Origin of the sequence: Streptomyces sp. NPDC029041, from assembly GCF_040637515.1 — a bacterium.
In the GTDB taxonomy this organism is placed as follows: Bacteria; Actinomycetota; Actinomycetes; order Streptomycetales; family Streptomycetaceae; genus Streptomyces.
Window position 1 is genome coordinate 129,558 of record NZ_JBEZWO010000004.1, and the last position, 11,360, is coordinate 140,917.

General features: G+C 72.2%; 12 protein-coding genes and 1 pseudogene. 8 read left to right on the forward strand and 5 right to left on the reverse strand.

Going from position 1 to position 11,360, the window contains the following annotated elements:
- Window positions 1-65: 65 nt before the first annotated feature.
- The 8 genes from AB0F04_RS10925 to AB0F04_RS10960 all read left to right on the forward strand — a co-directional run bounded on the left by AB0F04_RS10925 (window position 66) and on the right by AB0F04_RS10960 (window position 7,743).
- Window positions 66-584 (forward strand): SH3 domain-containing protein, encoded by a 519-nt coding sequence (locus AB0F04_RS10925; protein ID WP_362039991.1) that lies wholly within the window; start codon window positions 66-68, stop codon window positions 582-584.
- Window positions 585-663: 79 nt separating this feature from the next.
- On the forward strand, window positions 664-2,025 hold the full coding sequence (locus AB0F04_RS10930; protein ID WP_362039993.1) for an FtsW/RodA/SpoVE family cell cycle protein: 1,362 nt from the start codon (window positions 664-666) through the stop codon (window positions 2,023-2,025).
- Window positions 2,022-3,482: a penicillin-binding transpeptidase domain-containing protein gene (locus AB0F04_RS10935; protein WP_362039994.1), complete on the forward strand. Its 1,461-nt coding sequence runs from the start codon at window positions 2,022-2,024 to the stop codon at window positions 3,480-3,482. The genes AB0F04_RS10930 and AB0F04_RS10935 overlap by 4 nt, the downstream gene beginning before the upstream one ends.
- Before the next feature lie 62 nt (window positions 3,483-3,544).
- Window positions 3,545-4,054, forward strand: coding sequence for a DUF3291 domain-containing protein (locus AB0F04_RS10940; RefSeq protein ID WP_362039995.1), 510 nt, complete (start codon window positions 3,545-3,547; stop codon window positions 4,052-4,054).
- A 102-nt stretch (window positions 4,055-4,156) separates the two neighbouring features.
- Window positions 4,157-5,095 carry a diiron oxygenase gene (locus tag AB0F04_RS10945; RefSeq protein WP_362039997.1) on the forward strand — a complete coding sequence of 313 codons (939 nt, stop codon included), beginning with the start codon at window positions 4,157-4,159 and terminating at the stop codon, window positions 5,093-5,095.
- A 351-nt stretch (window positions 5,096-5,446) separates the two neighbouring features.
- Window positions 5,447-6,106, forward strand: a complete 660-nt coding sequence (locus AB0F04_RS10950; RefSeq protein ID WP_362039999.1) for a helix-turn-helix domain-containing protein — start codon at window positions 5,447-5,449, stop codon at window positions 6,104-6,106.
- A gap of 4 nt (window positions 6,107-6,110) precedes the next feature.
- The gene (locus tag AB0F04_RS10955) at window positions 6,111-6,410 is read left to right on the forward strand and encodes a hypothetical protein (RefSeq protein WP_362040000.1); all 300 of its coding nucleotides are present in this window, start codon (window positions 6,111-6,113) and stop codon (window positions 6,408-6,410) included.
- A 106-nt stretch (window positions 6,411-6,516) separates the two neighbouring features.
- A complete protein-coding gene (locus AB0F04_RS10960) occupies window positions 6,517-7,743 on the forward strand; it encodes an NlpC/P60 family protein (protein ID WP_362040001.1) in 1,227 nt (408 codons plus the stop codon).
- Here AB0F04_RS10960 and AB0F04_RS10965 read toward each other — a convergent pair.
- From AB0F04_RS10965 to AB0F04_RS10985, 5 genes and pseudogenes are all read right to left on the reverse strand, one after another.
- On the reverse strand, window positions 7,707-8,969 hold the full coding sequence (locus tag AB0F04_RS10965; protein WP_362040003.1) for a styrene monooxygenase/indole monooxygenase family protein: 1,263 nt from the start codon (window positions 8,967-8,969) through the stop codon (window positions 7,707-7,709). The two genes, AB0F04_RS10960 and AB0F04_RS10965, sit on opposite strands and share 37 nt — an antisense overlap.
- Window positions 8,970-8,981: 12 nt before the next feature.
- Window positions 8,982-9,629 carry an ATP/GTP-binding protein gene (locus AB0F04_RS10970; protein ID WP_362040005.1) on the reverse strand — a complete coding sequence of 216 codons (648 nt, stop codon included), beginning with the start codon at window positions 9,627-9,629 and terminating at the stop codon, window positions 8,982-8,984.
- A complete protein-coding gene (locus AB0F04_RS10975) occupies window positions 9,610-10,032 on the reverse strand; it encodes a DUF742 domain-containing protein (RefSeq protein WP_010040346.1) in 423 nt (140 codons plus the stop codon). Before AB0F04_RS10975 ends, AB0F04_RS10970 begins: the two co-directional genes overlap by 20 nt.
- Window positions 10,029-10,553, reverse strand: coding sequence for a roadblock/LC7 domain-containing protein (locus AB0F04_RS10980; RefSeq protein ID WP_362040006.1), 525 nt, complete (start codon window positions 10,551-10,553; stop codon window positions 10,029-10,031). Before AB0F04_RS10980 ends, AB0F04_RS10975 begins: the two co-directional genes overlap by 4 nt.
- Window positions 10,550-11,360: pseudogene (locus AB0F04_RS10985) on the reverse strand (histidine kinase); the annotation flags it as partial. The gene AB0F04_RS10980 and the pseudogene AB0F04_RS10985, both read right to left, overlap by 4 nt.

The window sequence follows — 11,360 nt, forward strand, 5'->3', positions numbered from 1 at the left end:
GGGGCGCTCCTAATGTGTCGGTTAGTCAGCTTCGGCACTTCCGCCCCCACATGGAGGTATTCCCCATGTCACTGCGTACCCGCCTCTCCATAGCCATCGTCGCCGGGCTCCTCGCCGCGGCGGCCGCCGTCACGCCCGCCGCCGCGGACGGCGACTGGGACCCGAGTGGCGGCAACGCCAACAGCAACGGCCGACACGACACCGGCGGCGGGAGCGGGAGCGGGAGCGGGATCGGGAGCGGCGGAAACGGCCCGAACGGCTGGAACGGCAACGGCCGGCAGGACCCGAGCGGCGGAAACGGCGGGCACGGCCGCCCTGACCCGAACGGCGGCCACGGGCACCGCGACCCGAGCCTCTACCGGGGCGTCGTCACGGCGGACACACTGGCGCTGCGCAGCGCCCCGAACCGCGGTTCGCAGATCATCCGGTTCGCCCATCGGGGCGACGTCGTCAAGATCTTCTGCAAGACGGGCGGCGAGACCGTGCGGGGCAACCCGCTCTGGTACCTGCTGACGGACGGCACCTGGGCCTGGGGCGCGGCCCGGTACATCGACAACATCGGCCCCGCGCCACGCTGGTGCTGACACCACCGACCCCCCTGACGCCACGGACACCCGGCCCTTCAAAAGCCCGCAAGACGCATGGTTTGGGTAGATTCCGGACATGAGCAAGGCCGGAATCACCGTGGCGACGGCGGACCCGCCCACGCCCGCCGTCCGCCTCCCCCGGCGCCGGGGCATCGAACTCGCCCTCATCGTGCTGGCGGTCCTGCTGTCGGTGTACGGCTACTGCGCCGTGGGCCTCGCCCGGCACGGAACACTGCCGCCGGGTGCCGCCGGCTACGGCGCCGGCCTCGGCGTACTGGCGCTGCTGGCCCACCTGACGGTACGTCTGCGGGCGCCCTACGCCGACCCCCTGCTCCTCCCGATCGGGGTGCTGCTCAACGGGCTGGGCCTGGTGCTGATCTACCGGCTCGACCTGGAGACCCCGGGCGACCGGGCGGCACCGGCCCAGCTGGTGTGGTCGACGCTGGGCGTGGCCCTGTTCATCCTCGTCGGCCTGCTGCTGCGCGACCACCGGGTTCTCCAGCGCTACACGTACGTCTGCGTGGTCGCGGCCCTGGTCCTGCTCACGCTGCCGATCCTGTTCCCGGCGGTGAACGGGGCCCGCATCTGGATCCGGTTCGCCGGGTTCTCCATCCAGCCGGGCGAGTTCGCGAAGGTGCTCCTGGCGGTGTTCTTCGCCGCCTACCTGGCGGCGAACCGCAACGCGCTCGCCTACACCGGCCGCCGCGTCTGGAAGCTCCAGCTCCCCACCGGCCGCGTCCTCGGCCCGATCGTCGCCGTCTGGCTGGTGAGCGTGGGCGTTCTGGTCCTGGAGCGCGACCTCGGTACCTCGCTGCTGTTCTTCGGCCTGTTCGTGGTGCTCCTCTACGTCGCCACCGGCCGCACCGGCTGGATCGCGGTCGGCCTGCTGCTGGCGGCACTGGGCGCGGTCGCCGTGGGCCGTCTGGAACCGCACGTGCACAGCAGGATCGACACCTGGCTGCACCCCTTCGCCTCCATCGAGGCCGGCGAGGGCGCCAACCAGCTCGCCCAGTCGCTGTTCGCCTTCGCCGAGGGCGGCATGCTCGGCACAGGCCTCGGACTCGGGCACTCCTTCCTCATCGGCTTCGCCGTGAAGTCGGACTTCATCCTGGCCACCGCGGGCGAGGAGCTGGGCCTGGCCGGCCTCAGCGCCGTCTTCCTCCTCTACGGCCTGCTGGTGGAGCGCGGCTTTCGCGCGGGCCTCGCGCAGCGCGAGCCCTTCGGCCGGCTGCTCGCGGTCGGCCTCGCCTCCCTGGTGGCGCTCCAGGTCTTCGTGATCGCGGGCGGCGTGACCGGGCTGATCCCGCTGACCGGCATGGCGATGCCGTTCCTGGCACAGGGCGGCTCGTCGGTGGTCACCAACTGGGCGATCGTGGCGCTACTGGTCCGGGTGAGCGACTCGGCCCGGCGCGGTTACGACGGGCAGGACGCCCGGTGACCCGGCACATCCGGCACGCCGGGTACTTCTGCGCGCTGCTGCTGGTGGCGCTGCTGGTGAACGCCGCCCGCGTCCAGGTCGTCCAGGCACCGTCGTACGACCGCAACCCGGCCAACCGGCGCCCCGACATCGCCCGCTACGAGCAGCCGCGCGGGGACATCTGGGTCGGCGGGCGCCCCGTCACCGGTTCCCGGGACACCCGCGAGCACCTCCGCTACGAACGGACCTACGCGGACGGCCCGATGTACGCCCCGGTCACCGGCTTCGCCTCCCAGCTGTACGGGACGACGCTGCTGGAGGACACGGAGGACGGCGTGCTGTCCGGCGCGGATCCGATGCTCGCGCCGTTCCCGCTGTGGAACGACTTCACGCGGGCGCGCAACGCGGGCGGTGACGTCGTCACGACGCTCCACCCGGCCGCCCAGGAGGCCGCGTACCGGCGACTCGAGGGCCGCAAGGGAGCGGTGGCGGCGCTGGAGCCGGCGACCGGCCGGATCCTGGCCCTGGTGTCCGCCCCGTCCTACGATCCCGAGCCGCTCTCCGGCAACGGCTCGGCGGCGGCCCGGGCCTGGCGGCGGCTCACCGCGGACAAGGACAGGCCGATGCTCAACCGGGCGGTGCGGCAGACCTACCCGCCGGGCTCGACGTTCAAGGTCGTCACCGCGGCCGCCGCGCTGGACGCCGGTGTGGTCACGGACCTCGATGCGCCGACCGACTCCCCCGACCCCTACCGGCTGCCCGGCACGCGCACGCGCCTGACGAACGCGTCGAAGGGCTGCGCGGACGCCTCGGTCCGGGAGGCCTTCACCTTCTCCTGCAACACGGTGTTCGCCAAGCTCGGCGTGGACGTGGGCGTGACGGACATGACGGCCACGGCGCACGCCTTCGGCTTCAACAACGAGGGGTTGCGGATCCCCTTCCCGGTGGCCCGGTCCACGTTCGACACCACCGTCGACCTGGCCCAGCTGGCCCTGTCGTCGATCGGCCAGTACAACACCCGCGCCACGCCGCTGCAGATGGCGATGGTCGCGGCGGCCGTGGCGAACGGCGGCCAGGTACGGGACCCCTACCTGGTGGAGCGCACGACCCGGCCGGGCGGCAGCACCCTCGCGACGGCCGGTTCGCGGCCGGCCCGCCAGGCGATGTACCCGTCCACCGCCGACCGGTTGCGGGCGATGATGCGGGACGCGGTCGAGAACGGCGGCGGACGCAAAGCCGCCATCCGGGGCGCCGAGGTCGGCGGCAAGACCGGCACCGCCCAGCACGGCCTCGGCAACTCCGGGACGCCGTACGCCTGGTTCGTCTCCTGGGCGCAGGGCGACCGCGACCCGGTGGCGCGGGTGGCGGTCGCGGTCGTCGTGGAGGACGCCGAGGCCAGGCGCGGCGACATCAGCGGGGGCGGCGACGCGGCGCCGATCGCGCGGGCGGTGATGGAGGCGGTGCTCAAGTCCCCCTGAGCGCTGCCCGGTTGATGAGACGGGGCTACCGGGGCCGGGGACCCCGACCTACCGTTCGGTCCATGACGGAACCCGCCGCGTACGAACTCGCCCAGGTCAACCTCGGCCGCCTCAAGGCCCCTCTGGACTCCCCGCAGCTGAAGGACTTCGTCGACAGCCTCGACCCGGTGAACGCGGACGCCGACGACGCCGACGGTTTCGTCTGGCGCCTGCAGGGCGAGGCCGGCGACGACGCCACGGACGTGCCCGTCTTCGGTGACTCCTGGCTGATCATCAACATGTCGGTGTGGCGCGACGCCGACGCGCTGACGGCGTACATGTACCAGGGCAGGCACCGGCAGATGCTCGCCCGCCGCCGCGAGTGGTTCGAACGCGTGCAGGAGGCCATGGTCGCCCTCTGGTGGGTCCCGTCGGGTCACCGCCCCACGGTGGCCGAGGCGGAGGCGCGCGTGCTGCACCTGCGCACGCACGGTCCGACGCCGTACGCCTTCACCCTGCGGACCCGGTTCCCGCCGCAGGGGGCCGAACCCGTGCTCGGCGAGGTACCGGACGGACTCGGCTGCGCGCTCTAGGTAGACACCCGGTCAACAAGTGGCGCGCGGGGGATTGACGGGCTTGCTGACAAGCAGTCTCATAAGTGCATCAGTGACGTGTGCACAACGAGGTGGGCAGCCATGACGACCCTGACGGAAGCCGACGCGCTCGACGGCCTGCGCGATGCCCTCGGCCTGCTGAAGGACCGGGAGCAGGTGGCCCAGAGGCTGCTCGACTCCTCCGCCAAGCACTCCTTCGACCCGGACGAGGAACTGGACTGGGACGCGCCCTTCGAGGAGGGCAAGTGGTTCTGGCCGCCGGAGCTGGTCTCGCTCTACGACACCCCGCTCTGGAAGCGCATGAGCGACGAGCAGCGCATCCTCCTCTCCCAGCACGAGGCGGCGGCCCTGGCCTCCCTGGGCATCTGGTTCGAGATCATCCTGATGCAGCTGCTGGTCCGGCACATCTACGACAAGGCGGCGACGAGCGCGCACGTCCGCTACGCACTCACCGAGATCGAGGACGAGTGCCGCCACTCCAAGATGTTCGCCCGCCTGATCTCCCACGGCGACACGCCCTGGTACCCGGTCAGCCGCGCGCACCAGCAGCTGGGCCGCCTGTTCAAGACCATCTCCACCACCCCCGGCTCCTTCACGGCCACGCTGCTGGGCGAGGAGGTCCTCGACTGGATGCAGCGTCTGACGTTCCCCGACGAGCGCGTCCAGACCCTGGTCCGGGGCGTCACCCGCATCCACGTCGTGGAGGAGGCCCGCCACGTCCGCTACGCCCGCGAGGAACTCCGCCGCCAGATGGTGACGGCCCCCAAGTGGTCCCAGGAGTTCACCCGCATCACCTCCGGCGAGTTCGCCCGCGTCTTCTCGGTGGCCTTCGTGAACCCCGACGTCTACACGAACGTGGGTCTCGACAAGCGGGAGGCCCTCGCCCAGGTCCGCGCGAGCGGCCACCGCCGCGAGGTCATGCAGAACGGCTCCAAGCGCCTCACCGACTTCCTCGACGACATCGGCGTACTGCGCGGGGTCGGCCGACGTCTGTGGAAGTCGTCGGGACTGCTGGCGTAGGACAGGCGACCCAACGGCTCCGCCCCGACGTGCCCGCACCCGCGTACGGCGAGCAGGGGCCGTGTCGGGGGGTGTCCGCCCGCAGCGGTTGTCGCGTCGACGAACAGTCAGTCGGCGTGCAAGCCCATCGCGACATTCCGAGGACGGACACCCCCCGGCGCGGCCCCGACCCACACCCGGCAACAGGCGCAGCCACCCGCTCCCGACGCCGGGCGAAGATGCACACCCGACGCCAGGCTCAGACGCACGCCCACCGCAAGGCGAAGACGCGCACCCCACGCCAGGCGAAACCAGCCGCACCGCGTGACCACCGCTACGCAGCCCCTCGACCCCCCGATTACGCTGCGAGCCATGACACCAGCCGCCCCCACCCCCGCCTACCGGCGACTCAGCGTCGAGGAGCGCCGTAGTCAGCTCCTCGCCTCGGCGCTGGACCTCTTCGCCCACCGCGCCCCGGAGGAGGTGTCGCTCGACGACGTGGCGGAGGCGGCCGGGGTCTCGCGACCGCTGGTGTACCGGTACTTCCCGGGCGGCAAGCAGCAGCTCTACGAGGCCGCCCTGCGCTCCGCCGCCGACGAGCTCCAGCACTGCTTCGACGAACCCCGCGAAGGCCCGCTCCTGCCCCGCCTCGCCCGCGCCCTCGACCGCTACCTCGCCTTCGTCGACCAGCACGACACCGGCTTCAGCGCCCTCCTCCAGGGCGGCAGCGTCGTGGAGACGTCCCGCACCACCGCCATCGTCGACGGTGTACGCCGCGTCGCCGCCGAGCACATCGTCAGCCACCTGGGCGTCACCGACCCCGGCCCCGGCCTGCGCATGACCGTCCGCATGTGGATCACGGCCGTGGAGGCGTCGTCGCTCATCTGGCTCGACGAGGACAAGCAGCCCCCCGCCGGGGAGCTCCGCGACTGGCTCGTCGAGCAGTTCGTGGCGATGCTGACGGTGACCGCCCGCCGCGACCCGCAGACCGACGCCCTGATCCGGGTGCTCGCCGAGGATCCCCGACACTGATCCCGTGAGAAGCGAAGAAACCCCCTTCGAGGGCGGCCCCATGGACGGCAGGGTCCTGCCCGTCCTCCTCGGCATCACCGGCCACCCGCCCAAGACGTACCGCATCCCCGTCCCGAATCCCGAGGGCGGACCGGACACGGTGCTCGTCTACCGTCGCGTCCCCCGGGGACCGGGCAGGGTCGGCCTGTCCAACCGCTGGAAGTACGCGTACGCCCCGGAGGGCGTCCCGCCCCGCCGGCTCAACTGGCCCTGGTCGAAGCCAGCCGCCACGCCGCCCGGCAAGCCGGACGACGCCGACGGGTGACCCCGTTGCGCCGAACCGCGCACACTCACCGCGCGCGGCGCACGGACCCGCCTGATCCTCACGGTGTCCGGCGGCACCAGGCCGCCCCCGCACCGGAGGTGATGGCATGTCAGGAAAACTGCTGCGTCTGGTCTGCGTCGCGGCGACGGCGACCGGAACCGCCCTGGCACCCCTCCCCGCCAGGGCCGTCCCCGAGCCGGACGCGGAACGGCAACAGGTCGCGGCTCTCCTGACGGACCTTCAGGGGCTGTACCGGAAGGCCGAGGAGGCCACCGAGGCCTACAACGCCACCGAGGAGAAGCTGAAGAAGCAGCGCGCCGAGACCGACCGGCTGGACCGCGCCCTCGCTCGCGCCCGGCTCTCCCTGCACGACAGCCGGGGCGCGGCCGGCCGGCTGGCCCGGCAGCAGTACCAGAGCAGCACCGACCTCTCCCCGTACGTCCGCCTGCTCCTGGCCCGTGATCCGCAGCACGCGATCGAGCAGGGCCATGTGATCGGCCGCCTCGCACAGGAGCGGGCGGGCACCGTCACCCGGCTGTCCGGCGCCGAGCGCAAGGCCGGGGACCTGGCCCGCAAGGCCCGCGCCGCCCTCGACCGGCAGCTCGCCCTCACCGAGCGGCGCAAGAAGGAACGGGACGAGGTCCGCACCCGTCTCCACGACGTCGAGGAACTGCTCGCCTCCCTCAGCCGCGAACAGCTCACCGCGCTCGCCGAGTTCGAGCGGAAGGGCATCGCGAAGGCGCAGAAGGAGTTCATGGCCTCCGGCGCGCTCGGCAGCGAAGCGGACGTCGATGCCGGCGACGCGGACGGCAAGAACGGCGAGAGCGACGGCACCGCCACCGGCACCACCGTCCGCACCCCGTCGGCCGAGGGCGGCCGGGCCGTGCGCTACGCCGTGCGGCAGATCGGCAAACCGTACGAGTGGGGCACGGAGGGCCCGCGGACGTACGACTGCTCGGGGCTGACCTCGCAGGCGTGGACCGAGGCGGCCGGGACGCCCGTCCCCCGGACCAGCCAGGAGCAGTGGAAGCAGCTGGAGCGGATCCCGCTGGACGAACTGCGCCCCGGCGACCTGGTCGTGTACTTCCCGAAGGCCACGCACGTGGCGCTGTACCTCGGCGGCGGCATGGTCGTCCACGCGCCCCGTCCGGGCGCGAAGGTGAAGGTGTCACCGATCGCGGCCAATCCGGTCCTGGGTGCGGTACGGCCGGACCCGGGCGGGGAGCCCCTGCGGCGCTACGAGCCGCCGGAGCTCCCCGAGGGTGCCACGGACGGGTCCGACGAGGGCTACGACGGTTACGCGGCGCCCGCGCCGGACACCTCGGCGAGGTAGGCCTGCGTCCTGGCCGGGTCGTAGAAGAAGTTCTCGAAGTCGGCCGGGTTGTCGAAGCCGTTGGCGAAGCGGTCGGCGACAGGCTGGAGCTCACCGGCGGCGCCGATGAGGTTCAGGATGTGCTCCGGCGGCGGCGCGAGCATCGCGTTGGTCCACTTGGTGACGTGCTGGGCGGTGTTCCAGTAGCGGTCGAAGGTGGCGCGCATCCACTCCTCGTCGAACGGCTTGTCACCGTGCTCGGTGATCGAGGAGAGGTAGGCGGCCGCGCACTTGGACGCCGAGTTGGAGCCCTGTCCGGTGATGGGGTCGTTGGCGACGACGACGTCCGCCACGCCCAGCACGAGTCCGCCGCCGGGCAGGCGGCCGATCGGGTTGCGGACGGTGGGGGCGTAACGGCCGGCCAGCGTGCCGCCGGCGTCGGTCAGTTCGACCTTGGTGGCCCGCGCGTACTCCCAGGGGACGTACCGCTCCATGAGTTCCAGGGTCAGGGAGAGGTGCTCCGCGGGGTCCTTCACGCCGTTGAAGGCGTCGAGCGGGCCGCCGGGTATGCCCTCCCAGAACAGGATGTCGGCGCGGCCGGAGGTGGTCAGGGTCGGCATGACGAACAGTTCGCCGACGCCCGGCACGAGGTTGCAGCGGACCGCCTCGGTGTCCGGGTGCTCGGGGCGCGGGCCCAGGCCGTGGACGTACGACACGGCCAGCGCGCGCTGCGGCTCGGCGTACGGGGAGCGCTCGGCGTCACGGCCGAACATCTGGACCAGTTCGCCCTTGCCGGCCGCGACGAGCACCAGGTCGTAGGTGCGGGAGAAGTAGTCGAGGTCGCCGACGGCCGCGCCGTGGATGACGAGCTGGCCGCCGCGCTGGGCGAACGTCTCCATCCAGCCGGCCATCTTCACGCGCTGGTCGACGGACTGGGCGTAGCCGTCGAGCCTGCCCAGCCAGTCGATGGCGCGGGCGGAGGGGCCTTCGGCCCAGGAGCCGGGGGCGGCGACCGAGACGCCGAGTCCTTCGATCTTCGGGGCCTGGGACTCCCAGAAGTTCAGCTGGAGCTCGCGCTCGTGCTGCAGGGCCGTGTGGAACATGCACTGCGTGGACATGACCCGGCCGGTGCGGATCTCGTCCGCCGTCCGGTTGGACATCAGGGTGACCTCGTACCCCTGTGACTGGAGGCCGAGAGCGATCTGGAGCCCGGACTGACCGGCTCCGACGACGAGTATCTTCCGCATGCGGGCTGTCCTCTACTCGGGGGTTTCGTCGAGCGCGTGGCCCACGAGGGCCAGGAGGGTCTCGATCACGGAGATCCGGCGACGCGCGTCCATGATCATGACAGGTATGTGTCGCGGGATGGTCAGGGCCTCCCGCACATCCTCCGGCTCGAACAGCTCACTGCCGTCGAAGTGGTTGACCGCGACGACGTACGGCAGCCCGGAGCTCTCGAAGTAGTCCAGGACGGGGAAGCAGTCCTTCAGACGGCGGGTGTCGGCCAGCACGACCGCGCCGATCGCGCCGCGCACGATGTCGTCCCACATGAACCAGAACCGCTGCTGGCCCGGCGTGCCGAACAGGTAGAGCACCAGGTCGTCGTCGAGCGTGATGCGCCCGAAGTCCATGGCCACGGTGGTGGTGGACTTGCCCGGCGTGGCGGTGAGGTCGTCGGTCGCCTCGCTCGCCTCGGTCATCAGCGCCTCGGTCTGCAGGGGCGTGATCTCCGAGACGGAGGTGACCAGCGTGGTCTTGCCCACGCCGAAGCCGCCCGCCACCACGATCTTCGTGGCGATCGGGGCACGGGTGCGGTCCGTCTCCCAGGCGTGCATGCTCTCGCCGGGCTCGACGAACGGGGAGGAACCAGAGACGCCGTGAGCGGCGTCAGAGACGACGGAGTCCACTCAGCACCCTTTCCAGCAGAGCCCGGTCCGGGCGGCCCGTGCCATGGCCGGTGCCCGTTCCGTACACACGGATCTTTCCCTGGTCCGCGAGGTCGCTCAGGAGCACGCGGACCACGCCGAGCGGCATCTTCAGCAGCGCGGCGATCTCGGCCACCGTACGCATCCGGCGGCACAGTTCGACGATGGCCCGCAGTTCCGGCATGACGCGGGTGGAGAGGGAGCCGTTCGTCAGCTCCTTGCGCTCCTCCGGTGCGTCCAGCGCGGCCGTGCTCGCCACGAACGTCTCCACGAGGAGGACGTGGCCGAAGCGGGTGCGGCCGCCGGTGAGCGAGTAGGGGCGGACCCGGGCGGGTTTGCGGTCCCCGCCGCGGACCGGGAGGTGCTGCTTGGGCGTACTGCTCATCGGGCACTCCCCGTCGTGTGGGAATCCTCCAGGGACTTCCGGAGCTCGCTGCGGAGTTCCGGGGTCAGGACGTGACCGGCGCGGCCGACGAACAGGGCCATGTGGTACGCCACCACGCTCATGTCGCAGTCCGCGGAGCCGTGGACGCCGAGCAGCGAGCCGTCGCTGATCGACATCACGAACAGGCTGCCCTCGTCCATCGCGATCATCGTGTGCCGGACGCCGCCGAAGTCCATCAGCCGGGCGGCGCCGATGGTGAGACTCCCGATCCCGGAGACGATGGTGGCCAGGTCGGCGGCGGAGCCGCGCGGGCCGGTGCGCTTGGTTCCGCGGGCCTGCAGGGCGTCCCGCGCCTCCTTGTTGCGGTGGTCGTCGGAGGAGAGCAGGAGCAGTCCGTCGGACGAGACGACCGCGACCGAGAGGATGCCGGGCACCTCCTCGACGAGGTTGGTCAGCAGCCAGTGCAGGTTGCGGGCCTCACTGCTCAGGCCGATCAGTCCGAAGGTACTGGGAGCGGTCAACTGCTTGCCTCCTCGACTGTGCCCCCCGTGGATTCTTCGGATCCAGCTGGTCGTGCTGCGCCGGTGGCCGGCCGCTGGTGCGAGGCCGTCCTCTCGGCGATCTCCGCCTCCACGTCGCGGTACCCCGCCTGGGCGCCCTGACGGAAGCCGCCGAGGCGGCGGCGCAGGGCTTCGGCGTCGACGGAGCCGCTGCGCTGGCGCGGGGCGGTGGTCTGTGCGGTGATCTTCGGCGTGCGCTTGGGGAGGCCCTTGTCGGTGACGCGGTCCTCCTCCTCGTCGGAGGCGCGCCCGTGCTCCGGGCTCTCGTCCAGGTCCGCACGGCCCGCGTGCGTGCCGTCATCGGGCGCGGGCCGCCCGTGCGGGCCGGTCTCGGCGCTGTCGGCCGCGGTGCCGTGCCCCGTCGCGTCAGGCTCCCCCGCCTGCGCCGGGATCAGCAGCTCCATCGTGGTCTCCGCGGGGGATTCCACGGGTGCGGCGGTCTCGTCCGGGCCGGCGTGCGGCCTCGATGCGGGCTCTGCCGGAGGTTCGCCGGGCGCCGGGTCACCGGACGCCGCCGGGTCGACCCGGGCGGCCGGGTGGGGCTCTGCCGGGGACGCGGGTGCGGCCGGATCGCCGGGCTCCGCCGGGGACACATGGGCGGCCGGATCACCGGACCCTGCCGGGGACACGTGACCGGCCGGATCACCGGACCCTGCCGGAGACACGTGACCGGCCGGATCACCGGACCCTGCCGGAGACACGTGACCGGCCGGATCACCGGACCCTGCCGGAGACACGTGACCGGCCGGATCACCGGACCCTGCCGGA

Coding starts and splice junctions, on each gene's coding strand:
- AB0F04_RS10925 (WP_362039991.1), top strand. CDS start 66: ATGTCACTGCGTACCCGCCTCTCCATAGCCATCGTCGCCGGGCTCCTC.
- AB0F04_RS10930 (WP_362039993.1), top strand. CDS start 664: ATGAGCAAGGCCGGAATCACCGTGGCGACGGCGGACCCGCCCACGCCC.
- AB0F04_RS10940 (WP_362039995.1), top strand. CDS start 3,545: ATGACGGAACCCGCCGCGTACGAACTCGCCCAGGTCAACCTCGGCCGC.
- AB0F04_RS10945 (WP_362039997.1), top strand. CDS start 4,157: ATGACGACCCTGACGGAAGCCGACGCGCTCGACGGCCTGCGCGATGCC.
- AB0F04_RS10950 (WP_362039999.1), top strand. CDS start 5,447: ATGACACCAGCCGCCCCCACCCCCGCCTACCGGCGACTCAGCGTCGAG.
- AB0F04_RS10960 (WP_362040001.1), top strand. CDS start 6,517: ATGTCAGGAAAACTGCTGCGTCTGGTCTGCGTCGCGGCGACGGCGACC.
- AB0F04_RS10965 (WP_362040003.1), bottom strand. CDS start 8,969: ATGCGGAAGATACTCGTCGTCGGAGCCGGTCAGTCCGGGCTCCAGATC.
- AB0F04_RS10975 (WP_010040346.1), bottom strand. CDS start 10,032: ATGAGCAGTACGCCCAAGCAGCACCTCCCGGTCCGCGGCGGGGACCGC.